This is a genomic window from Paenibacillus flagellatus (assembly GCF_003217775.1).
Classification (GTDB): domain Bacteria; phylum Bacillota; class Bacilli; order Paenibacillales; family NBRC-103111; genus Paenibacillus_AB; species Paenibacillus_AB flagellatus.
Map to the genome: position 1 here is coordinate 333173 of NZ_QJVJ01000003.1, position 23326 is coordinate 356498.

Consider the following 23326-nt stretch of genomic DNA (forward strand, 5'->3'; position numbering starts at 1 on the left):
AATCGTGTATTTAGGCATTTTTGGATCCAAATTTCTCACGATCCTATCCACGGCATAAGAAACGGCCTCCCATCCGGGAGGCCGAGCTTATCGAACGGATTCAATGCGGTGTAGAGGGCATGATCGTCACGCCTGCCGGCTAGGGTCCGGGCTTCGTTCGAACGCGGACGATTCCCGCTGGACGACTTCGAACGGAAGCCATATTTTCGGGGGAAGCGGGTATTGGCCTTCCAGACAATCGATCAGCGTCTTCGCCGCCACTTCGCCGATTTCCTGCTTCGGCACGTGGACGGACGTAAGCGGAGGCGACGTGTACTGCGCGATCTCGATGTTGTCCATCCCGACGAACGCCATATCCTCGGGAATGCGAAGCTTCTTCTCCGCCGCGGCGCGAAGCGCCGGTATCGCCATCATGTCGCTGGCGCAAAACATGGCGGTCGGACGCTCCTCCTCCGGAAGCCGGTTCAGCAGATCGATCATGCCGCCGTAGCTCAAGTCCACCCTCCAATAAGCGTTCACGACCCATTCGGGATTCGGCGCAATCCCGGCTTCGAGCATGGCGAATTTGTAGCCGAGAAACCGTTCGTCGCTTTCCAGGTCCGCAAGCCCCGGCCCCCCGATGTAGCCGATCCGGGTATGGCCCCGCGCGAGCAGATGGCGGACGGCCGCGCGCGAAGCCGCCAAGCGGTCGCAGTCGACGATCGGAATGCTCACCGTCTCGTCGTGCATGCTGACGCCCAGCACGGTTATGCCTTCTTCGCGCATCAGCGCGAACAGCTCCGCGTCGTGCCAGGCGATGGCCAGGACGCCTTTCACGCCCGTCTCCCGCACAAACGCGCGCATCGTCTCCGGGCGATCCGTCTCCTCGCTGGGGCGGACGATCGCCGGCGCGCGTCCGAGCTCCTGCAGCTTTTTGCGGAAGCCGGACAGGACGGCCGAAAAGTACGGATGATTTTCCTGCACCGATTGCGGCAAAAGGATGCCGATCGTTTGGATCGATTTGGCGCGATTCGCGGGGGCGCGCTCCGGCTCCGCGTCGAGCTCGTAGCCGAGAGCGATCGCCGCCTCGCGTATTTTGCGCTTCGTCTCTTTGTTGACGGGCCTCGCCGTATCGTTGCTGATCGCCCGCGAAACGGTGGAAATCGAGACGCCGACGCGCTCCGCGATATCTTTTAATCGGGTCAACGGGTCTTCCTCCAATCGGTTCGTAGAACCGGACAACGTCGATTCGTTGCCTTTATCATACGCTTTGGAGGAATTTGGCGTCAATTGTCGTTTTCATGCCGTGCCGGCGAAACCGGTCCGTCCCTTTATATCGGACGAACGGCCCGCGGCATCTATTCCGCAAATCCGTCCTTCAGCTCGTCTTCCGGATCCCAGACGGACCAAGCGCCTTCGAGCAAATTGCCCTCGTTGTCGCGGAAATAAAAGAATCTCGCTTTCCCCTCGCCAAGCGAGGATAGCTCGCGGACGATCTCGACTCCGCGCCGCTTCAACGTCTCGTACGTATGCTCGATATCCGGACAATTCATCGCCATGACCGGGAACGGCGTTCCGTTGCGGTCGATTTCGAGCGGCCGGCGTTCGGACGTTTCAACGAGCAGCAGCGCGATCGCGTTTTTATGCGGATAATGTAGAACGGCTATCGCCGAGCCGCGGTCCTCGAACTTGTCGATCAGCCGCAGCTCCAAATTGCCCGTATACCATCGAATCGACGCCTCGATATCGGTCGTCGGGATATACGCGTACCCGACTCGAGTCAGCAGCAATCGTGTGTTCATAAGCTATCGTTCTCCCCATCCGAGTCATCGCCGCTTCTGTTAAAGCAGCCGGATCAACTCCGCGTACGCCTTCATGGCGTCCGCCTCCGCCTGCTTGGCGCGACGCAGCAGCTCCGCCCCCGCGTACCGGCGCTCCGTGTCCGGAATCGGGCCGAACGGCTGCATCCACGGGAACATGTCGTACAGCTTTGCGAACAGGACGCGAAGCCGCTCCGCCTCGCGAGCGGCCGCCTCCAGCGCCCCCGCAAGCCCGGGGCCGTCCAGTCGGCGCTTCGCTTCGTTCAAAAAACGCGAAGCATGCTGCCGGCATTCCTGCCAGCCGTTGGCGTACAGACCGAGATACCAGCCGTCCATCGTTCCTCGTTCGAGCGATCGGATGAGCAGGTCGTACGCCTCGCTCCCCGTACGCATGCCCGGCTTGCTCCACTTGCCGTCAGGCTTTCCGAATTCGACCGCGAAGGCGAGCGCCTCCCGGACGATCGTCCGGTCGTCGGCGGGTGCCGCGGGCTTGGCCCAATACAGCCGCACGTCGCCTTCCTGCTGCGGCTCCAGAGCGGGACCGGTGAGGAGGGTTCGCTGGCACGCGTCGCACCGGCAAACCGATTTGACCGGCCCTTCGGTCCTCCAATCGAGCCGCCGCGCCGTGCATTGGAGACATTGGCATTGGCCGAGCCCGTACATGTTCCACGGGATCGCCCGGCGGGATCGTCCGTGCCAGCCGTGCGAATAGTACCCGTCCCGGTCATAGCCGACGATGAGCGAATATTCGCCGCGATCGAAATCGACCGACCGGCCGAAGCAGGCGTATCCGGCGTCGATCGCCGCGCGTGCGGCGTCCCACGCTCGCTCCAGCAGCCGACGATACGCTTCCCCTCGGGCGTATCCTTCCACGCCTTCGATCTCCAGCCCGACGTTCGCGAACAGCCGGACGAACTCCGCTTCCGGGAGCGGCAGGCAAATGTCGTGCACGTTCACCTTCTCGTGAACCGCGAAAGCGAACGGACGGCCGCTCGCACCGGCTATCCATTCGTCCGGAGCCGATATGCCCGCATATTTCGCCACGCCGTGTAACGTAATATGTTGCGAGATGCAGCTGAATTGGTTGTAGCGCAATCCGTCCAACAGCTTCACCCCGGCCAGCGCTTCCGCAATCCGTCCGAGCACGGCCGCGCCTCCGCGCTCCGCCTCGAAAGCGGCCCGGATACGGACCTCCGCCTCGGCTGCGCTTTCCGCCATCCGCTCTGCGGCGCCGCCCCAATGCCCCGCTGCGGCTTCGCAAAACGTCATCGCCTCTTCCAGCAGCGAGCCGGTCGACTCGCCGACCCGATCGGCGGCGTCCCGCAAATACCGGACGGCATTTACCCGTTTCCGGGCGATGGCGGCGGCTTGCTCCCGCAGAGCGGCCGGGTCGGCCGATTCGCGCATCGCGGACAGCCATTCGGCGGCGGCGGCATCGCCCCCCTGAGCCGCCTGTGACGCGCGGCGGAACGCCGCCGTCATTTTGCCGCGGGACGTTTCCTCCGGACCCGGACGTACGCTGTACAGTGCGGACAGCCGTTCGATCGGCACGGCTTCCGCGCCGCCTTCCGGACCGGCCAGCTTCAGCATCGTCCCGTCAACCGCCGTCACGGCACGGCAGTCTTCGTCCGCGCCGCCGGCTTTTGCGAAAATCGGGACCTGCTCCTTGAGCGCGTCGCGTACGAAGACGGCGGATTCGTCCGTGCCGGCCGAGCGCACGTCCAGCCGCCGAACGACCAGCCCGTACGCCCGCAGCAGCTCGGCGAGCCCGGCTCCGGCTTCCTCGGCGGCGTCCGGATCGAAGCGTCCGGCCGGACCGAGCGGCTGAAACCAGTAGCCGATGCCGCCCAGCAGCTCGGTTTCGTCCGCGTACCGGTTGCACGCGCGCATCGCGCCGAGCAGACAGCCGACGAAGGACGATTCGTGCGGAGCCGGCCGGAACGCCGCGCCGCCTTCTCCCGCCTGGCGATGCTCCTCGATGTGCAGCGAGCCGACGGACAAATTGGCGCGCCAGCCCGTGCGCAGCCCGACTTTGCCTTCCAATCCGCGGTAGTTGCCCGGGAGGACGAACCGCTCCTCGCCGTCGACCAGCACGCGCATGACGTCTTCCGCCACGATCCATTCCACGTGGTGCCATCGGCCCGGCGGCACGGCGCCTTTACCCGGCGCATCGAACGATTGTCCGGTCGCCGGATGGCGGACGTGCAGCATATCTTCCCGGCGGTCCCAGTTCAAGATGACCTCGCCCTGTGCATAAAGCAGCACGATATTTGTGCTGTCCGTCATGACCGTCGCCTCGATCGAGAGCGGCGCCCGGTACTGCCGTTCCGTCAGCGCGCGGTTGCCGCCGAACGAATCGGTAAATTGCATGCCTTCCGGAATGCGCACCGGATTGCTCCCCGGCGCCGCGACAAGCCGATCGACCGGCTTCGCCCGGCCGTATACCGGTATCCATATTTCTTGTAGCTCCCGTTTCGACAAATCCCCGACACTCATTCGTTATCTCCCCTTCTTCAGAACTGGCGGGCCAGCTTTTCCAGCGCTTCGACGCCCGCCTCTTCGCAATCTCGAATCGTCTCCAGCAATCGTACGGCTTCCGCCGCCGTCTCGCGATCGGGGGAGCGGCCTTCCGGGAACGGAAACAGCCCGGCCAGCCGCGCCCAGCATCCGGCCGACTCGTAGTACCGGCCTTCCGCCTCGAACGTACGGCGCGCCCGCTCTCCTTCCCAGCCAGACGTCAGCCCGCGCAAAAAACGGACCGCATGCTCCCTCGCATCCGCCGCGACCCGAATACAGTACGCGCTGCCGAGCGGGTCCGCCTCGCCGCCGCGCATCGCCTCGATCCATGCGTCGATCGCGCCGAGCCCGGCCGCATACCCGACGAACGTCCGCTCGCCGTACGCGTGTCCGAGCAGATCGGCGACAAGCCGCGGCGTCTCCCGGTCGGGATCGGGTCGCACGGCGCGACTGCGGCGTACGGCGGCCAGAACGAACAGACCGTCATCCGCGCCGCGTCCCAGCCGATCGTACGGCACGTGCCGCAAGCCGCTTCGTCCGGTCGAGACGAACGATTGCCGCTCGTCGTCGTAGCCGTGTAGGAGGGCGAATTCCGGGCCGAATATCCCCCACGCCATGACCGGCATGCCGCTCGCGATCGACCTTCTGGCGAGCGCCGCCGCTTCGCCGACCATATAGGCCGTCGGCGGGATGCCGCCGTCGCCGACGTGCCGCATCCCGAATCCGAGCCGGTCGAGTCCCCGTTCGAACACCGGTTCCCAATAATACATCGACGGTCCCGATACGTCGATGCGCCGTCTTTCGACCGAAAGACGGAACGCATGTCCCGACCAGCCCATCGTCTCCGACAGGCCGATTCCGGCTTGTCCCGCCGCTTGCATCATCAGCCGGAAGCAGACGGCGGCCGAGTCCGCGCCGGACGACCAGTCCTTCGGATCGGGGCGAATCGGCAGCGCGACGCGGGCATGCCGGACGTCGTCGTCGTCCATCCGTTCGCGGACGTAATGGCGGATGCGTTCTTCCTTCACTTTCGCCTTCGATCGGGATAGCGTCTTGTACACGTTCGCTTCCGTCATCCCGGACAGCGCGGCGATTTCCGACGGCGTCAGCTGGCTGAAGAAATGCGCCTCGAACAGCTCCCTCTCCCGCGAGGACAAGCTGTGCAGCATGCCGTGCACCGCCGTATAAAATTCGCGGCGAATCAGCTCGCGCTCCGGATCGGCCGTCCCTTCCCGCCCTTGCGAGCGTGTCAGCCGGTACAGCATGCCGTCCAAATCGCCCCGCTCTCCGCTGGCATCCGGCTCGTCGCCGGGCGGACGGCCGCCCGCATCCGCCAGGAAGCGAATGCGTCCGGCGCGCTGCTCGCTTCGTCTCGCCATCAGCGCCTGATTGCGGACGATCCGGCTCAGCCACGGCACGAAACGATCGACGTCCGCCAACCGGTCGATGTGCAGAAACGCCCGGCAAAGCGCATCCTGTACGACGTCCTCGGCCGCGTACGGATCGTGCACGATTTTTCGGGCGATGCGAAACGCCCGCTGCCGATGCAGGCCGACGAGCTCGCCGAACGCTTCGGCGTCCCCGGCCCGCGCCCGCTCCGTCAACCCGACTTGCCGTCGCCGCTCTTCCTCGGTCGGCCCCAGCTCCCGCTCCATCTCCGTTTCCTCCTTTCCTTCCGTTTTGATGCTCGAAGCCGCCCGAATTGGACACGATTCGCGAATTTTTTTCCAAAAAAGAATTCGGCGCAAACGCAGCCGTCTCCTTTGTGGCGACGGCGGAATATCGGCTTCCCCGTAAACGGCAAACAAAAAAAGCCCCCGCAGGAGCTTGTTTTGTTTGCCGTTTATTGGAGATGTAGCTCGATGACCGTATCCTTCTCGTCCGGCAGCCGGGCGCCGGCCAACGTGATGAACGCGCCGTTCTCGATGTCCGAATACTCTTCGGCCATCCACGGCGTCTCCACCTTCAGCTCGGTTCCGTCGCGGAGAAGTCTCGCCTTCTTGATTTTGCCCTTCAACCCTTCGAAGTAAATCGGGCCGATGCCCCGGTCGTAGACGTGGGCGTACAGCTTGTCGCCGTTTTGCGTGTACCGGCCCCATTCCGGCTTAGGCAAGGCGGACGCGCCGCAGCCGTAGATGCTGTCACCGTTCAGCCGCAGCCATTCGCCGACCTCGTGCAGCACGTCCAGCGTCTGCCGGTTGATTTCGCCCTTCGCGTCGGGTGCGACGTTCAGAAGCAAGTTGCCGTTTTTGCTGACGCATTCGACGAGCGTGCGGACGACCTGCTGCGCCGATTTGTAATTGTTGTCGGTCGAGTGATAGCCCCAATGGTCGTTCAACGTAATGCACGCTTCCCACGGAACGGGCTTGCCGTTCACGTCGACGATGCCGCCGGGCGGGATGATCTGCTCCGGCGAGAAGAAGTCGCCGGCGTATTCGACGGGCTCGGCCGCCCGGATGTTGCCGCCGAGCCGGTTGTCGATAATGATGTCCGGCTGGATCGACCGGATCATGCGGACGAGCTCGGTCGCTTTCCATTTCTCGCCGGTCATGTCGTCGTACGAGAAGTCGAACCACATGATGTCGATTTTGCCGTAGTTCGTCAGCAGCTCCTTCACTTGCCCGTGCATGTAGGTCAAATACCGGTCGAAATCGATCGGCTTGTTTTTGGCCGCTTCGTTGTCCCGGTCGGGATGCGCCTTGTCCCCGTAACCCGGATAGTCGTCATGATGCCAATCGATGATCGAATAATACAGCCCGACCGCGATGCCTTCCTCGCGGAACGCCTCGACGTATTCGCGCACCAGATCGCGCCCGGCCGGCGTGTTCGTCGCCTTGAAATCGGTCAGCTTGCTGTCGAACAGGCAAAAGCCGTCATGATGCTTCGTCGTCAGCACGGCGTATTTTTGCCCCGCCGCCTTGGCCGCTTTCGCCCACTCCCTCGGGTTGTAGCGGGACGCGTCGAATTCGTCGAAATACGTTTTGTACTGCTCCCAGCTCATCCGTTCGTTGCCCCGAATCCATTCCCCTCTCGCGGGAATCGAATACAGGCCCCAATGAATGAACATGCCGAACCGGTCCCGCCTAAACCAGCGGGTCCGCTCCTCTCTCGTGCTCATGCGGACACCCTCCGTCTCCATGTACGATATTCGTTCCGTTGCTCCAGCTTACGTCAAGACGCGTGGAACAATGCGGCCGCGCCGATCAAGCCGACATCGTCCTGCAGCCCGGCGGCTACGAGCTCGTAAGTGCCCCGATAAGGCTTCATGACCATTTGCTCCGTCCGGTCGCGCAGCGCCGGGAAAAGCTGATCGCCGGCTTTGCTCACGCCGCCGCCGATGACGATCCGGTCGGGATTGAACGTATGGACCGCATTCGCCAGCCCGAGCGCCATATACGAAACCGCCCGGTCGACCACCTGAACGGCGACTCCGTCGCCTTGCCGGTACGCCTCGAACACGTGCTTGGCCGACATCGCTTCGCCTTGCGCCGCCGCCAAATCCGCGATCGCGGAAGAACGGCTGCGCATCAGCTCCGCGGCGGAATCCCGAATAGCCGTGCCGGAAGCGAACATTTCCCAGCAGCCGTTGTTGCCGCAGCTGCAAGCCGGTCCGCCCGGCTCGACGATCGTGTGTCCGAGCTCGCCGGCGAACGACGTGGCGCCGAGCAGCAGCTTGCCGTCCAGTACGATGCCGGCCCCGATGCCCGTGCTGAACGTCACGTACACCATCGTCTCGGCGCCCTTGCCCGCGCCCCGCACATATTCGCCCCATGCGGCCGCGTTGGCGTCGTTGACGACCTGCACCTCGACGTCGAGCGCGTCCCCCATCCATCTCTTCAATGGAACGTTCGTCCATTCCGGCAAGTTCGTGCCGTGAAGCACGATGCCGTCCTTGCTGTTCACCGCGCCCGGGGAAGCAAGCCCGACACCGGACAGCGGAAGCCCGCCGGCCACCGACCGGGTCATATCGACGAGCCGTTGGACAACCTCCTCCGCCGTTTTTGCGTTGGCCGTTTCCATTCGCTCGCGGTTTCGGATGTTTCCTTGCGAATCGAACAGGGCGGCCGCGATTTTCGTACCGCCCAGATCGATTCCGACTACATATCGTTCTGTCTTCTCCAAGATGATTCACCTTTTTTCCAATCTAGGATTTGCCGTATCGATGCAGGCAGTCGGATAACGCCCGAAGCCGTTCGGGATCGATCGGCGCCAGTCCGGATCGTCCGAGGCGAACGGCCGAGCCGAAATGCACCTCGGTCACGCCCGTTCGTTCGATGAACGATTCGATGCCTTCCGGCTTCAAGCCGTTGCCGGCCAAAATGCGCAGCGAGGAGCTCTTCGACGCCTCGACCAAGCCGCGGATCGCCGGTATCGCCTCCGGGGCCGGATTCATGCCGCCGGAGGTCAGGATGCGGGTCACCCCCGGGTATCCGAGCAGCGTCCGCAGTCCGGCCGGCAGATCGTCCAGCTCGTCGAACGCCCGGTGAAACGTCACCTGCATCCCCGCCGCCAGCGGCAGCACCGCTTCCAACGCCCGTTCGTCGATCCGGCCGTCGGCCGTAATCGCGCCGAAGACGATGCCGGCCGCCCCCGCATCGGCGATGGCGCGAATTTCCTCCGTCACCGTCTCCAGGTCGCGCCCGTCATAGACGAACGAACGGCTGTGCGGCCGTACCATGACGTGCACCGGAATGCGCACCGAGCGAACGACTTGACGCACGAGGCCGATGCCCGGCGTCAGCCCGCCTTCCGTCACGGCCGTAATGAGCTCGAGCCGGTCCGCGCCGTTTTCCTCGGCCTGCCGCGCGTCGTCGATGCACGTGGCGATCACTTCCAACAAAATCATCGTCGCAACCTCCCGCTATTCGTTCGTTACCGCCGCTTGGCGTACCGAATCGCGTAATCCGCAAGCAGTCTCGCTCCGTACCCCGTCGCTCCCGCCTCCGCGTAGCCGACGTCCTGCTTGTACTGCACCGTTCCGGCCATATCGATATGAACCCAGCCCATCGATTCCGCGACGAAGCGGCGAATGAACAGCGCCGCCACGATCGCGCCGGCGAGCGTGGACGTGCCGACGTTGCGCAGGTCGGCGTAATGGCTTTTCAGCTCCGATTCGTATTCGTCCATAAGCGGCATCGGCCACAGCCGTTCCCCGTTGCGCTCGCCGATATCGACCAGCTCGCGGGTCATCTCCGCATCGCCCCATATACCCGCGATGCCGAGTCCGAGCGCGTCCCCGACGTTGCCGGTGAGCGTGGCGATGTCGATCGCTTGCGCAGCGCCGAGCCGGGCGGCGTGGATCAGGGCGTCCGCCAGGACGAGCCGCCCTTCGCCGTCCGTATTCGCCACTTGGACGGTGAGCCCGTTCGGGTACCGGATGACGGAGGAAGGCAGCGTCGCGCGGGCGTCGGGTACATTGTCCGCGACGGCGATCAGCGCCGTGACGCGTACGTCGGCGCCGAGCCGGACGAGAATGTCCATCGCGCCGACGACCGCCGCCGCTCCGCCCATATCCATTCGGGCGTCGCTAATATCCCGGCCCGTCTTCGCGTTCATGCCGCCCATATCGAACGTAATCGCTTTGCCTACCAAGGCGAGCAGCGGCAGCTCGGAGCCGGACCGGCCCTCGTACCGCAGCTCGATCAGCGCCGGCTCGTGCACGCTGCCGGCGCCGACGGTGAGCAGTCCGTTCATGCCTCGGTCGGCCAGCTCCTGTCCGCGATAGACGCGGACGTCGACCGGCCGGTCCTTGAACAGCTCCTTCGTCCATTGCACGAACGTATCGGGATTCAGCGCGTCCGGCGTCTCGTTCACCCAGTCCCTCGCCACGTTGGTGCCTTCCGCCCGATGCTGCGCCTCGCCGACGATCTTCGCCATTTCGTCCGGCCCCCATTCGGGCCAATCGTCCGAATGAAGGTCGAGAACGGGGGCGCCGACCGTCTTCGTCGCGCCTCGGTACTTGTCGAACCGATACGCGCCGAGCTGCCACCCCTCGGTCCACGCCTGCAGCCATTCCGCCGCCGCTTCCTTGCCCGCGTCGTCCGGCTCCTCCGCCGGCCGCCGGCCGCTTCTCGCGAGCGTTCCGCCGCTTCTGCCTTCCAGCCACAAGGCGCGGGCGGCCGTGCCGCCGGCGCGTCGGACGCGCTCGGGCGTCTCGCTCCGGCGCTCTCCCATCCCGATGCAAACCGCATCCGCCTCGCTTTCCGAACGGCCGTACATCCAGGTGACCGTGCCGGGACGCTTTTTTTCCTCGCGAATCGGATAGCGGCACGGTTCGCCGGCATAAACCGGTATGACGAGAACGTCCGCCCGATCGGCTTTATCGATTGTAATCGGCATCGTTATCCCTTCTTCGTCGCTATACTTTTATTTCATGATCGTTTCGTCGTATAAATGACAAGCCACTTGATGGCCCGGCTCCGCTTCCTTGAACACGGGCTCTTTCGTTTTGCAAATGTCCATGCAGGACGGACAGCGGGTATGGAACCGGCAGCCCGTCGGCGGATCGACCGGGCTCGGCAAGTCGCCCTTCAGAATGATCCGCTCCTTTTTCCGGCTCGGGTCGGGTACCGGCACGGACGACAGCAGCGCCTGCGTATACGGATGAAGCGGGCGATCGTAAAGCGTATCCTTGTCGGCCGTCTCCACCAAATTGCCCAAATACATGACGCCGATCCGGTCGCTGATATGCTCGACGACGCTCAAGTCGTGCGAAATGAACAAATAGGTGAGGCCGTACTCCTCCTGCAAATCCTGCAGCAGGTTCAGCACCTGGGACTGGATGGACACGTCGAGCGCCGACACCGGCTCATCCGCCACGATCAGGCTCGGCCGAACGGAAAGCGCCCGCGCGATGCCGATCCGCTGCCGCTGGCCGCCGCTGAACTCGTGGGCGAACCGCTCGGCATGAATGCTGTTCAAGCCTACCGTTTCCAGCAGCTCGTGCGCGAGCTTGTCCCTCTCCTTCGGGCTCAGCTTCGTATGGATCAGCAGCGGCTCGGCGACGAGATCCTTCACCTTCATCCGGGGATTGAGCGAAGCGTACGGGTCCTGGAACACCATCTGCATATGCTTGCGGATCGGACGCATCTGGTTGTCGTTCAGCTCGCTGATGTTTTGTCCGTTAAACCATACTTCCCCGCCGTTCGGCTTGAGCAGCCGGGTGACGAGCCGGCCCGTCGTCGATTTGCCGCAGCCGCTTTCGCCGACGAGGCTGAACGTTTCCCCTTTGCGGATGGCGAAGCTGATGCCGTCTACCGCGCGCAGCTGCTTGACCGTGCCGAACCAACCTTTTTTCAAGGTAAACGATTTCCGCAATCCTTTCACTTCGACCAACGGTGTTTCGTTCACGAGCGTTCCCCTCCTTCCGGGTTACCCGGTTCCGTTAACCAACAGCGGCTTTTCCGGTCCTCCGCTCCTTCGACGGGCAGCAGCTCCGGCTCTTCGGCGAGACAGCGTTCCATCGCGTGCGGACAGCGCGGAGCGAATTTGCAGCCTTTCGGCATCGCGCTCAAATCCGGGACGTTGCCCGGGATGGACGCCAGCCGGCGCACGTTCTGGCGCAGCTTCGGTACGGAATGAATCAAGCCTTTCGTATACGGATGCTGCGGATTTTCGAACAAATCCTGCACGTTCGCCTCTTCCACGACCCGGCCCGCATACATGACGACGACCCGGTCGCACATTTCCGCCACGACGCCGAGATCGTGCGTAATGAGCAGCATGCCCATGTCCTGCTCTTCCTTCAGCCGCTTCATCAAGTCGAGAATTTGCGCCTGAATCGTCACGTCGAGCGCGGTCGTCGGCTCATCGGCGATGAGCAGCTTCGGGCCGCACGCCATCGCCATCGCGATCATGACCCGCTGCCGCATCCCGCCGGACAGCTGGTGCGGGTAATCGTTCACCACGTCCTCGGCACGGGGAATGCCGACCAGCTTCAGCATATGGATCGCATGCTCCCGCGCGCGCTTCCGGCCGTAGCCGAGGTGCAGCATGATCGGCTCCTCGAGCTGTCGGCCGATGCGCAGCACCGGGTTCAGCGACGTCATCGGCTCTTGGAATATCATCGCGAGCTCGTTCCCGCGGTACCGCCGCATTTCGTTCTCCGACAGCCGGGTCAGGTCGGTCCCCTCGAAGCGGACGGCGCCTCCGGCGATCCGCCCCGGCGTATCCTTGAGCAGCCGCATGATCGACAGGGAGGTTACGCTTTTGCCGCAGCCGGATTCGCCGACAAGGCCGAGCACTTCGCCTTTATTTATATGAAAGTCGACGCCGGACACGGCCGTTACGCTTCCCCCGTCGCGTCGGAACTCCGTTTTCAATCCTTGCACTTCCAGCAATTTAGGCGTCACGGTCTGGCTCCCCCTTAATTTTTCGTCTTGGGATCGAGAGCATCGCGGAGTCCGTCCCCTACCAGGTTAAACGCAAGCACGGTTAAAAAGATCGCAATTCCGGGAATATATACGATATGCGGAGCGATGCTCAAATAATCCCGGCCCATGCTGAGCATGGCGCCCCAATCCGGCTCGGTCGGCTTCGCGCCCATCCCGAGAAAGCTGAGCGAAGATGCGGCCAATATCGCGCCGCCGATTTTCATCGTGACGTTGACGATGACGCTGGGTACCGTCTCCGGAAAAATATGTTTCCAGATGATGCGTCCGTTTTTGGCGCCCATCGATCGGGCCGCTTCAACGAATAGCGTTTCTTTCGCAGACAGCGTCACGCTCCGGATAATCCGGGCGAACGACGGCGTGCCGAATACGGCGACCGCGATGACCACATTGGACAAGCCCGGTCCGAGAATGGCGACGATGCCGATCGCGAGCAGCAAGTCGGGAAACGAGAACAGCACGTCGCTGCTCCGCATGATGAGCCGGTCCCACCAGCCGCCGTAATAGCCGCTCAAAAGTCCGAGAATCGTCCCGAAAATCGCCGCGATCAAAACGGCGCTCAAGCTGACCGCAAGCGTCAGCTGCGTTCCGTCGATCAGACGGCTCAATATATCCCGGCCGTATTCGTCCGTGCCGGCCCAGTGAGCGGCCGAAGGAGGCGCCATGAGCGCGTCGTAGTCCGGCTCGTTCGGGTCGAACGGCGCAAGGTACGGGCCGAATAAGGCGACGATCGCCAGCAATACGATGAAGATGCCTGCCGCGAGCGACAGCCTCTGCTTGCAAAACTTGCGGAAAAATTCCGCCGCGCGGCCCTTGGCCGGCTTAGCCTGTTGCACGTCTCCGGGCCCGGAGGAACCGGCCCCCGCAATCGTCGAATTGTCGTTCATCGCTATCTCCTCCTAGCTCGACGCATACCGGATTTTCGGATTCAGTACACCGTACAGCAGATCGACGATCAGATTGATCAAAATAAATTGAGTGGCGAACAGCAGCAGCAGCGCTTGAATAACCGTATAATCCCGGAACGCGATCGAATCGACCAGCAATCTCCCGAGACCCGGAATGCTGAATACGGTTTCCACCATAACCGAGCCGCCCAGCAGGAAGCCGAATTGAAGTCCGGCGACGGTGACGACTTGAATCAGCGAGTTGCGCAGCGCATGGCGGCCGACGACGACGAATTCCCGCAGCCCTTTCGCCCGTCCCGTCCGAATGTAGTCCTCTCTCATCGTCTCCAGCATCGACGAGCGGGAAAACCGAGCCAGCATCGACATAATGCCAGCGCCTAGCGTCAGCGACGGAAGAATGTACGATTTCCAGGAATCGATGCCGCCGGTCGGAAACCAGCCGAGCTCGACCGAGAAAATTTGAATGAGCACGAGTCCGAGCCAGAAGCCGGGAACGGAAATGCCGGAAATGGCCGTCAGCATGCCGACGTAATCCGGCCACCGGTTCCGGTTCACCGCCGAGATCGTGCCGATGAGCAGCCCGATGACGAGCGCCCAGCCGAGACTCATGAACGTCAGGATGAGAGTCGGCATCAGCCGGCTGTGCAGCATGTCGGATACCGGCAAGCCGGAACGCAGCGAGCTGCCCAAATCGCCGTGCAGCAGGCGGCCCATATAATCGAGATATTGCTGCCAAAGCGGCAAGTTCAGTCCGAGCTGCTCGCGAATGCCGTTAATTTCTTCCAGCGTGGCGTCCTTGCCCGCCACAAGACGCGCCGGATCGCCGGGGATCAAGTGAATGAACATGAACACCAGAACCGATACGACAAACAGAAGCGGAATGACGCCAAGAAGTCGTTGCAACGCGTATCTGCCCAACGCGTGAGCCTCCCTTCGTGTCCATAAAAAACAAGGGCCGTTCCGCAGCAACTTTCCGAAACGGCCCCGTTATCATACGACGATTATTGCTTCACTTCGGCATCGCGAACGCTGATCGAGCCGTCCGGGAATACCTTCACGCCGTTCAAGTAGGCGCGTTTGCCCGAGATGACTTGGTCGACTCCCATGAACGCCCACGGCGCGTCTTCCCAAATTTGCTTCTGGATGTCCGCGTAGATCGAGCCGGCTTGCTTCGGATCGACCGCCTTGTTGGCGTCGGCGATCCATTTGTCGACGTTCGCGTTTTTGTAGTAAGCCGTGTTCGCTCCGGCCGGAGGGAACATCTCGCTGCTGAACAGGCCGCGCGTCGCGCCGTCCGCGTCGCCGGACGACGGGGACCAGCTGACGTACCACATTTGGATTTTCGCCTCTTGCGGCGTCTTGGCCGAGTTGATTTGCTGCGACAGCGTGCCGCCTTCCATCGACTTCACTTCCAGCTTGATGCCGACGAGCGCGAGCTGCTGCTGGATGAACTGCATGCCTTTCATCGTTTCGGAGTCGTTCTCGCCCCAAATTTCCGCGCTGAAGCCGTCCGGGTAGCCCGCTTCGGCAAGCAGCTTTTTCGCTTTGGCCACATCGTAATCGTAGCCGGCTTGCTTGGAGTAGTATTGCGTTTTGGACGACATCGTCGAGTCCAGCTTCGCGCCGAGCCCGGATTTGACGACTTTAATGTAAGCGTCCTTGTTGATGGCGTAGTTGATCGCTTGGCGAACCTTCACGTCGTCGAACGGCTTCTTCATCGTGTTCAGCGTTACGTAGCGCACGATCGTCGAATCGATCTTGTCGACGACGATGTCCTTCTGTCCTTCCACCTCGGATACTTGCTCGGTCGGCATCGGATAGATGAAGTCCGCTTCGCCCGTCTTCAGCATCGCGATCCGCGAGCCGTTTTCCGGTACCGGCTTGAACGTAATGCTGTCGACCTTCGGCAGCTCTTTTTGGCGGTAGTCGGCGTTTTTCACGACGACGAGACGGTCGCCCTGTACCCATTCCTTGAATTTGAACGGACCGGTTCCTACCGGGTTTTTGCCGATGTTGTCGCCTTGCTCCTTCAGCGCCTTCGGGCTGACCATGAGCGCCATCGCCATTTTGTTCAGGAACGCGTTGTACGGCTCGCTGAGCGTGATGACGACCGTTTTGGCGTCGGAAGCCGCCACGTTGGTCACTTTCGCGAAGCTTTTGCGCAGCTTCAGGTTGTTTTTCTCGTCGCGAATCCGGTCCAGGTTCACTTTGACCGCTTCGGCGTTGAAATCGGTGCCGTCGTGGAACTTGACGTTATCCTTCAGCGTGAACGTGTAGGTCAAGCCGTCGTCGCTGATTTTGTACGAATCGGCCAGCACCGGCACGACATTCATATTTTCATCGAAGCCCATCAAGCCTTCGTACATCGTTCTGGCCCCGGTAATCGAATGCGTGTCGCTCGTGTTGTGGGGGTCCAGCGTAATAAAGTTGGCGTTGATGGCGATGACGATATCTTTATTGTTTTTCGATACCGTCTTCGTATTCTCGCTCTTGCCGGCGTCGGCCGCATTGTCTTGGCCGCCTTTGCCGCCGCAGCCTGCCGCGACCAGCGCGATGGCCAGCATCATCAGCAGGATCGACCCCAATCTTCCTTTGCCTTTCATTCGGTTCACTCCCCTAAGATGTTGTTATTTAGAATGCCCCTTGTCCCGGATTCGCTTGCCAATCGGGATGCCGGAGGTTATTCTCGTTGTTCAGGCGTTCCATTCGAATACCGCTCGGCGATGACCGACTTCCGTCCCGCCGTCGTTGACGATCGTATTCGGTACGAGCTCGTACAGCCGGTCGATCGTCTCCCGGTTGCCGTATTGGAGCCGTTCCAATATGGAAGCGATGATGCACGGCCATACTTGCTCGGAGCCGTCGGACACTTTCAGGGAAATGCCGATCCGTTCCTTGCGCAGGCCGATGCCATAGACGCCCTTCGCCCCGCCCTTGGCGGACAAGTTCGGATCCTTGAGCAAGGCCGAGCAGACGAACCGCGTATCGGCGATCATATCCGGGTGCTCGTTCATGAGCTTGGCCATTCGGGCCGCCGCCTCCCGCGTAGCCGCATCTTCGATGAGGTCGGGACAGGCGAGCTTCAGGAACGAGTAGCCGATTTTATGAAGAGGGAGCGCGAAGATCGGCAGTCCGCAGCCGTCGACGCCTTGCGGAATCGACGATTCGGGCACTTCGGCGATGTAGGCGAGCGCCTGCACGATCTCCTTCTGCACCGGATGCTCCGGATCGTAGTACGAGCTCTCGTCCCAGCCCATATGCTTGCAGAGCGCCAGCAGGCCGGTATGCTTGCCCGAGCAGTTGTGGAATATTTTGCGCTTCGCTTCATGCGCCCGATGCCGCTCCGCCTTGGCGTCTTCGTTAAGCGGGTACGTCGCGCAGCAGTGAAGCTGGCGCTCGTCGATGCCGATTTTGCGCATCATCGATTCCAGCGCATCGATGTGGAACGCTTCTCCCCGGTGCGACGCGGCGAACAGCGCGGCTTCATGGCCGGCCAGCCCGTACGCCTCGTCGATGCGACGCTTCATGACCGGAATCGCCTGGAACGGCTTGGCGGCCGACCGCAAAAAAGTGAGGTGCTCGGGATCGCCCGCCGAGTACAGCAGCCCGCCGTTCTCGTCGACGACGGCGATCGCTCCGTAATGCACGTTCTCCAGCACGCCGCCCCGATATTCTTCAACCAATGGTGTAAAACGCATCTTGTACCCTCCTCGTTATCGATGAGCCTTGCCCGTCGACCCTTCTACTCCAGCGCGAAAAAGCAATTTTGCGACATCAGCCCGGAGCCGATGACGACGCCTTGTCCGCTCAGCTCGGACGGGCGAATCGCAAACGTCCCCCGCAGCGGCTCCCAGACGAACCGCTTGATGCAAAGCTCGGCTACTTCCTCGTAGATCTCGGGAAATTTGTCCGTCAGCTCGCCGCTCATTATAACGGTGTCCGGATTGTGCATGCATACGACGTTATTGATCGTGATGGCCATGTACATGAGCGCTCGGTCGACCAAGTAAACCGCCCATCGTTCTCCCGCGCGTCTCGCCTCGAACAGCTCCTCGATGGTGCGGACCGGGCGTATTTTATTCGCTTCCGACAGCAGCGAGTGGATATTAATGTACGTTTGCAGGCAGCCCGCCTTCCCGCAGTCGCACATCATGCCGTTCGGGTCGATCGTCGTATGGCCGATTTCGCCGGCGCTGTTCGTCTTCCCTCGATCGATTTCTCCGTCGACGATCAGGGCGGAGCCGACGCCGTTGCCGAAGCCGAGCATCGCGGTCCGGCTCGAGCCGATGGCGGCGCCCTTCAAATGCTCCGCAAGCGCTTTCACCTTGAGCTCGTTGTCGATGGCCACCTCGTAGCCGGTTATCGCCTTCAACTTTTCGGCGAGAGCGACGTTTTTCCAGCCGAGCTGGACGGAAAAGACGACAACCCCCTTCTCGTTGTCCACGATGCCGGGAAGTCCGACGCCGATGCCGATCAATCGGCCGCAGTCGATTTCGTTCGACTTCGTCAGCCGGTCGATCTCGGCGCCGATCCTCTCGAGCGTCGCGTTGACGCTTTCATCCGTCGCCCGGGCGTAGTCGGTTTTCGCGACGACGTTCCCTTGAATATCCACGATGCCGATATGGATCCGATGCCGGTCCAGCTCGACGCCCACGGAGAGAACGGCCGCGTCGACCATCGCCAGCAGCGTCGACTTGCGTCCCAAACCGGCGGACACCTGCTCGGTTTCGAGCAGGTACCCCTCCTCGGTCAGCTCGGCGACGATCCGGCTTACCGTCGTGGGGCTCATTCCGGTTTGCTTGGCGATGGCTGCACGAGATATCGGCTGCTGGCTTTTGATGATTTCAAAAACCGTGAGGCGGTTTTGCCGCTTCATAAAGTCTTGATCGTGCTTTTTCATCAGAATCGCTCCATTATTTTCACCAATGAATTAAATAATTCATTTTTGAAGTGGATTATCGTGGAAATTCACCCTAATGTTAAGAATTTGTTTTGTTTTCGCATTTATATTCTCCAGTGATATTAATAATAGGGGATGCGGCGAGAGGATGTCAACACCAAATGAAAGCGATTTAGATTGGGAATTGCTTCCGGCAGGTCGACGATGGAAAGGAATGGAGCCGTTTGGGCCGTCAAAATAAAAGAAGGCTTCCGCTATAAAACGGAAGCCCTCTTGAACCGTACCCGCAGGTCACGCCGGCTTGTGCGCCGGCTGCGGCGCTTTTTTGCCGAACGATGCGAAATAGAGCAGCGCGCTCGCTGCAACGACGAAGCTTAACAACAAAATCAAATTACCGTATAAGTACGCGTTGGCGTTCGCCAGCAGCGGATGAAGCGGAAACGCGAACACCTCCCGCTCCATCGCCTTCGCGACAAGCGCCGTCACGACTGCTCCGGAAATCGTCGACGTCATGTTGAACAGCCCCATGCCGACGCCGATCTGGGGACCGGGCAATATTTGCGTGACACTCTCCGTCAACGCCGTCTGTACGAAGGAAAAACCGATATACATCAGGATAAGCGCGACGCCGATGTACCATACCCATAGCCCGATCGCGGACGATTGAAGCAGCAAGCTCGTCGCGACCAAGGCGAGCCCCACGTACACGACGAAATGGCTCCCCCGCTTCACCGTCAAATTGCCGGCGACCCGTCCGAAGACGACGGCGCTGATCGCGCCCGGGAACATGACGAGACCGATGCTTTCCGTGTCGAGTCCGTATAGGTTGCTGAGCATGAGCGGGATGACGAACATGACCGACATGACGGTGCCGAAGATGAGAAAGCCGATGAACAGCGCGTTCCGGTAGCGCGCATTCGCGAACAGGGACGGCTCGACGAACGGTTCCTTCGCCCGGCGAATATGGACGATAAAGACGATTAGCGCGAGAAGTGCGGCGAGCAAATAGAGCAAGTTCGTCTCCGTCGTGAACAAAATGACCATCGAGACGACGACGCCGAGCAGCACCGCGCCGATGACGTCCAGCTTGCCGGATCCGCGGTCCTCCGCCGGCAAAAGCTTCCGGAAAAACGGAACGGCTACGATGACGGGCAGCGGGACGAGAAACAGAAACGACCAGTGGAACGAGCCCGCGACGTATCCGCCCAGCACCGGACCGATCCCGACCGCGAACGATACCGTCGACGTAATGACGCCGAACAGCCTCCCCCGCTCTTCCGCCGTGAAGAAGCGGGCTACCATGACGAAGACGAGCGCCGGGATGGCGGAGCCGCCGGCCCCTTGAATCGCCCTCGACAAAATAACGGCGGGATACCACGCTTGCAGGACGAACCCGAGCAGCGACCCCGCGCTGTACAGGACGATGCCGATCGTGATCAGCTTCTTGACGCTGAACATGTCGGACAGCTTGCCGAAGATGACCATCCCCATGCCGAACGCGATGAAAAAAATCGTCACCACCCAGCTGACGCCGGAGGCATCCAGCCCGAACTGCTCGGCGATGTTCGGCGTCGAGACGTTGAATACCGATTCGTTCAAAACGGCGAAAAAAATGACGTAGTAATCCACAGCACGCTCTTCTTCACGCCGGGATCGGTTGCCGCGGGTGCGGAGCGGCTTTCCGCAACATTCATGATTATGCTTCCTTTCCGATTGGGTTAGGTTCTTTAAACCTTTCCCATTGTAGCACCCGTTGCGGAACCGGGTTTCTTATCGATTGCTATTGTGCTGGCCGATCCGGCTCACCCGATTGATGAAGTTGTTCATCAACAGCGGCAGCGAGATCAGAATCGGCGGATCGTCCTGCCGGGGCGGGTGCAGCGTGACAATCTGATAAGGGACGGGCGCTCGGGCTCCGACGACGATCGGCTCCCTCGAACGAGTGCGCAGCGTAGCGTGCGGGAGCAAAAAATCGAGCGCCTTCATCCCCCAGGCAACGGACGTCGCCATCAAATAATAAACGCCCGGCTTGACGTTCGTAAATCGAAACTCCCCCAACGACGACAGCAGCGTTCCGTATAAGGGAAGCCCTTCCGGGATCGGCTTCGGAAACAAGCCGATCAGCACGACGCCGTCGAACGGCACTTCGGCCCGCACGGTTCCTTCGACCGTTCCGTGCTGGGGCACGTTCGGGCGCATATCCGACCAATCGTCCAACGACTGCAGCGCGCGAAACAGATTGTCCGCCTTCTTCGCCGAGTTGCGAAAGTCGGAGGGCGTGACGCCGACCCGTTCGGTAAACCGGGTCGTGAACGTGCCCAGGCTTTGCTGGCCGATCTCGAGTCCGATGTCCCGGATGCTCAGGTTCGTGCGCAGCAGCAAATCCTTCGCCTTTTGCAGCCGGAGCGACGATACGTAATATTGAGGGGACAAGCCGATTTTCTCCTTGAAAATGCGGGCGAAATGGTACTGGCTGTAAGCGACGTGGCTCGCCAGCTTGGAAAGCGTGATCGGCTCGTGAATATTTTGATGGATGAAAGCGATGGCCTCGTCGATCTCCGAATAACGGTCCGTAATGATCACTCTTGCACCTTCCTAACCATCCGAATCGATCTGAGAACAATTGTTCGCATCCATCATATCACATGTTCAGCCGGATTAGAATGCATCATACAACTATTTCCAACGCCCGCCGCCCCTCCGGATGAACGCGGAAAGCCCGTTCGCCGAGGCGGGACGGGCTTTCGCGGTTCGCGGGAGATTCAGTCCCGCTTGGTGAAAATTTGGAAGACGACGCCGAACTTGTCCGTCACGACGCCGAAGCCGGGGCTGAAATACGTCGGTTGCAGCGGCATATCGACACGACCGCCCCGGCTCAACGATTCGAACAGCCGTTGCGAACGGGCGACGTCGGCCGTCGAAATACAGACGCACACCAGGCTTCCCGGCCGCTCGGACGATTCCGTTTCCGAATCGGCCACGAACAGCTCCGCGTCGCCGACTTTCAGCACGGAGTGAGCTACCCGGCCTTTAAGGGAGTCCGGCATCGGACGTTCCGGGTCGGCCGGCGCGTCTCCGAACGTCTGCTTGAACACGACTTCGGCTTCGAGCGCCTGCTCATAGAAGCGGATCGCTTCCTCGGCCTTTCCGTCCAACTGGATAAATGGGGTCAATGTCAACGTCATGACGAATCCTCTCCTTTTTTTCATACCTTTTTCGGTTACAGGTTCAGTGTAGCCGATGATAGTGACAAGGCCTGTCATGGATTATGAAATAAATCGTTAAGATTCGGGACAACGGTTTATAACAGCACCCCACCATTTTCTTCCTCGTACCCAAATGGATTTTATCCAATGACGAACCTTCTTCGGCGGGCAAGACCGGGATTGGATTCATCCGGTAGAGTTGTCCCCAAAAGGCGAAATGGAGCCGGTTGGCCGCCATTCTGCCGGTCATGTTCCAATGGCCCCCTCGTTCAGCTTCCCTTCGAGTTCATTTTTTGGATGGATTTCGGTCGGATGCACACGATGCGATGATACGCGAAAACGTGCGAAGGACCCGCTCCGCTTTCGCGAAAGCGAGTCCTTCGCCTCGTCACTTCAACCCCAGCGGGGTCGGCAAGCCGTCGATGCTCGACGCGTTTTTTTGTTCGCGGTACCGGACTAGCCCTTCCTCCCCTTTTTGAATCGCCCAACGGGTCAACGTATCCCGCTCGCCGCCGTACTCCATGAACGGCACGGCGTATCCGCATGACGTCTGCACTTTATGAACGTCGACAGAGACGATTTGTCTCGCTCCCGGCAGGGGCGGGAATAGCGGGAAAAGCGACTCCCATTCGGGGGAATCGGGCAGGTGGACCGAACCGGTTCCATACAGTCTCATAATGTTCGGCGGTCCTTCGAACGCGCAAAACATGATCGTGATTCTTCCGTTCTCGAGCAGATGCGCGCTCGTCTCGCTGCCGCTACCGGTCAAGTCCAAATAAGCGACCCGGTTGGCGGACAATATGCGCAGCGAATCGTAGCCTTTCGGCGACAAATTGACGTGCCCTTCCGCGGAAAGCGGCGCCGTCGCCACGAAAAACAGATGCTGCCTGCGGATGAACGCCTCGTGCTCGGGCAGCAGGGCGGCGAATTGTTTCCCCATACTCCGTCTCTCCTTTTGCGACTCCGATTGGTGATGCGCATGCGGACGATCCGATACCATTATAATACAATTCGGCCGGATCGTGGACGGAATCGCGTACGGAGAGCCGCCTTTTCCGTTACGGGGAAGGAATGGCCAGCGCCGTTTTCGCGTTTTGAAGGTCGAGCCGGATTTGTTCCGGTACGTCGCGTGGGATATAGAACCGCTTCCTAACCACATAGTCGGTCAGCTGTCCGTACAGCTCGATCGCCTCCTCGAGCTGCCGGGCCAGCACCTCCCGGATGTCGGGCGAAGCCGTCTCGGTCAAGGCGACGGCGTAATTGTGGACTCCCGATTTGGCCGCGATCAGCATGTCCATCGCGATGACCTGGTCGGTCAGCGTATCGACGCCCATCAGCCGTTCGATTATCGTATTCATATACCGATCCTCCTATTGGACCGTCTTCGCGAGCAATCCGGTCAGCTCCTGCAGCTGTCTCGTCGACACGTCGACGTCCTGCTCCATGATCGCCTTGAGCTCGGGGTCCGACACCAGCATGTGCATCGTTTTCGACTTCGTCATGCAAATCGTCTTGAACGCAACGATCTCGTGCAAATCCAACGTTTCGTGCAAGGCGTAATGATCGGTCATCGTCGAATCGCCTCCTTTTCCTTCGTACCGCACGA

The 23326-nt window shown here is 61.1% G+C and carries 21 protein-coding genes; all 21 read right to left on the reverse strand.

What is annotated here, in order from left to right:
* Positions 1–126: 126 nt before the first annotated feature.
* A complete protein-coding gene (locus DLM86_RS08040; RefSeq protein ID WP_110839471.1) occupies positions 127–1185 on the reverse strand; it encodes a LacI family DNA-binding transcriptional regulator in 1059 nt (352 codons plus the stop codon).
* A 152-nt stretch (positions 1186–1337) separates the two neighbouring features.
* Entirely contained in the window at positions 1338–1781 is a 444-nt protein-coding gene (locus DLM86_RS08045; RefSeq protein ID WP_110839472.1) for a VOC family protein, read from the reverse strand.
* 39 nt (positions 1782–1820) lie between these two features.
* Positions 1821–4295, reverse strand: coding sequence for a LamG domain-containing protein (locus DLM86_RS08050; protein WP_110839473.1), 2475 nt, complete (start codon positions 4293–4295; stop codon positions 1821–1823).
* Between the two features lie 17 nt (positions 4296–4312).
* Positions 4313–5971 (reverse strand): sigma-70 family RNA polymerase sigma factor, encoded by a 1659-nt coding sequence (locus tag DLM86_RS08055; RefSeq protein WP_146250181.1) that lies wholly within the window; start codon positions 5969–5971, stop codon positions 4313–4315.
* 188 nt (positions 5972–6159) lie between these two features.
* Positions 6160–7434, reverse strand: a complete 1275-nt coding sequence (locus DLM86_RS08060) for an alpha-L-fucosidase (protein ID WP_110839475.1) — start codon at positions 7432–7434, stop codon at positions 6160–6162.
* Positions 7435–7487: 53 nt separating this feature from the next.
* Positions 7488–8438, reverse strand: coding sequence for an ROK family protein (locus tag DLM86_RS08065; RefSeq protein WP_110839476.1), 951 nt, complete (start codon positions 8436–8438; stop codon positions 7488–7490).
* A gap of 22 nt (positions 8439–8460) precedes the next feature.
* On the reverse strand, positions 8461–9159 hold the full coding sequence (locus DLM86_RS08070; protein ID WP_110839764.1) for a copper homeostasis protein CutC: 699 nt from the start codon (positions 9157–9159) through the stop codon (positions 8461–8463).
* Between the two features lie 29 nt (positions 9160–9188).
* Complete coding sequence (locus DLM86_RS08075; protein ID WP_110839477.1) at positions 9189–10655, reverse strand: leucyl aminopeptidase family protein; 1467 nt, start codon at positions 10653–10655, stop codon at positions 9189–9191.
* A 27-nt stretch (positions 10656–10682) separates the two neighbouring features.
* The gene (locus DLM86_RS08080) at positions 10683–11666 is read right to left on the reverse strand and encodes an ABC transporter ATP-binding protein (RefSeq protein ID WP_110839478.1); all 984 of its coding nucleotides are present in this window, start codon (positions 11664–11666) and stop codon (positions 10683–10685) included.
* Complete coding sequence (locus DLM86_RS08085) at positions 11663–12667, reverse strand: ABC transporter ATP-binding protein (protein WP_110839479.1); 1005 nt, start codon at positions 12665–12667, stop codon at positions 11663–11665. Before DLM86_RS08085 ends, DLM86_RS08080 begins: the two co-directional genes overlap by 4 nt.
* 14 nt (positions 12668–12681) lie before the next feature.
* A complete protein-coding gene (locus tag DLM86_RS08090; RefSeq protein ID WP_110839480.1) occupies positions 12682–13593 on the reverse strand; it encodes an ABC transporter permease in 912 nt (303 codons plus the stop codon).
* Between the two features lie 12 nt (positions 13594–13605).
* A complete protein-coding gene (locus DLM86_RS08095; RefSeq protein ID WP_110839481.1) occupies positions 13606–14532 on the reverse strand; it encodes an ABC transporter permease subunit in 927 nt (308 codons plus the stop codon).
* 83 nt (positions 14533–14615) lie between these two features.
* The gene (locus DLM86_RS08100) at positions 14616–16217 is read right to left on the reverse strand and encodes a glutathione ABC transporter substrate-binding protein (RefSeq protein ID WP_110839482.1); all 1602 of its coding nucleotides are present in this window, start codon (positions 16215–16217) and stop codon (positions 14616–14618) included.
* A 90-nt stretch (positions 16218–16307) separates the two neighbouring features.
* The gene (locus tag DLM86_RS08105; RefSeq protein ID WP_110839483.1) at positions 16308–17312 is read right to left on the reverse strand and encodes an asparaginase; all 1005 of its coding nucleotides are present in this window, start codon (positions 17310–17312) and stop codon (positions 16308–16310) included.
* A gap of 44 nt (positions 17313–17356) precedes the next feature.
* Positions 17357–18514, reverse strand: coding sequence for an ROK family transcriptional regulator (locus DLM86_RS08110; protein WP_110839484.1), 1158 nt, complete (start codon positions 18512–18514; stop codon positions 17357–17359).
* A gap of 291 nt (positions 18515–18805) precedes the next feature.
* Positions 18806–20143, reverse strand: coding sequence for an MFS transporter (locus tag DLM86_RS08115; RefSeq protein ID WP_245954410.1), 1338 nt, complete (start codon positions 20141–20143; stop codon positions 18806–18808).
* 141 nt (positions 20144–20284) lie between these two features.
* Entirely contained in the window at positions 20285–21094 is an 810-nt protein-coding gene (locus DLM86_RS08120) for a helix-turn-helix domain-containing protein (protein ID WP_211326501.1), read from the reverse strand.
* 182 nt (positions 21095–21276) lie between these two features.
* Entirely contained in the window at positions 21277–21699 is a 423-nt protein-coding gene (locus DLM86_RS08125) for a VOC family protein (RefSeq protein ID WP_110839485.1), read from the reverse strand.
* A 409-nt stretch (positions 21700–22108) separates the two neighbouring features.
* Positions 22109–22660: a pyridoxamine 5'-phosphate oxidase family protein gene (locus DLM86_RS08130; protein ID WP_110839486.1), complete on the reverse strand. Its 552-nt coding sequence runs from the start codon at positions 22658–22660 to the stop codon at positions 22109–22111.
* A 118-nt stretch (positions 22661–22778) separates the two neighbouring features.
* Positions 22779–23078: a spore coat protein gene (locus DLM86_RS08135; protein WP_110839487.1), complete on the reverse strand. Its 300-nt coding sequence runs from the start codon at positions 23076–23078 to the stop codon at positions 22779–22781.
* Between the two features lie 12 nt (positions 23079–23090).
* Positions 23091–23291 carry a hypothetical protein gene (locus DLM86_RS08140; protein ID WP_110839488.1) on the reverse strand — a complete coding sequence of 67 codons (201 nt, stop codon included), beginning with the start codon at positions 23289–23291 and terminating at the stop codon, positions 23091–23093.
* Between the last annotated feature and the right edge of the window lie 35 nt (positions 23292–23326).

Coding starts and splice junctions, on each gene's coding strand:
- DLM86_RS08110 (WP_110839484.1), bottom strand. CDS start 18,514: ATGAAAAAGCACGATCAAGACTTTATGAAGCGGCAAAACCGCCTCACG.
- DLM86_RS08125 (WP_110839485.1), bottom strand. CDS start 21,699: ATGACGTTGACATTGACCCCATTTATCCAGTTGGACGGAAAGGCCGAG.
- DLM86_RS08140 (WP_110839488.1), bottom strand. CDS start 23,291: ATGACCGATCATTACGCCTTGCACGAAACGTTGGATTTGCACGAGATC.
- DLM86_RS08100 (WP_110839482.1), bottom strand. CDS start 16,217: ATGAAAGGCAAAGGAAGATTGGGGTCGATCCTGCTGATGATGCTGGCC.
- DLM86_RS08060 (WP_110839475.1), bottom strand. CDS start 7,434: ATGAGCACGAGAGAGGAGCGGACCCGCTGGTTTAGGCGGGACCGGTTC.
- DLM86_RS08090 (WP_110839480.1), bottom strand. CDS start 13,593: ATGAACGACAATTCGACGATTGCGGGGGCCGGTTCCTCCGGGCCCGGA.
- DLM86_RS08075 (WP_110839477.1), bottom strand. CDS start 10,655: ATGCCGATTACAATCGATAAAGCCGATCGGGCGGACGTTCTCGTCATA.
- DLM86_RS08045 (WP_110839472.1), bottom strand. CDS start 1,781: ATGAACACACGATTGCTGCTGACTCGAGTCGGGTACGCGTATATCCCG.
- DLM86_RS08055 (WP_146250181.1), bottom strand. CDS start 5,971: ATGGAGCGGGAGCTGGGGCCGACCGAGGAAGAGCGGCGACGGCAAGTC.
- DLM86_RS08050 (WP_110839473.1), bottom strand. CDS start 4,295: ATGAGTGTCGGGGATTTGTCGAAACGGGAGCTACAAGAAATATGGATA.
- DLM86_RS08135 (WP_110839487.1), bottom strand. CDS start 23,078: ATGAATACGATAATCGAACGGCTGATGGGCGTCGATACGCTGACCGAC.
- DLM86_RS08105 (WP_110839483.1), bottom strand. CDS start 17,312: ATGCGTTTTACACCATTGGTTGAAGAATATCGGGGCGGCGTGCTGGAG.
- DLM86_RS08130 (WP_110839486.1), bottom strand. CDS start 22,660: ATGGGGAAACAATTCGCCGCCCTGCTGCCCGAGCACGAGGCGTTCATC.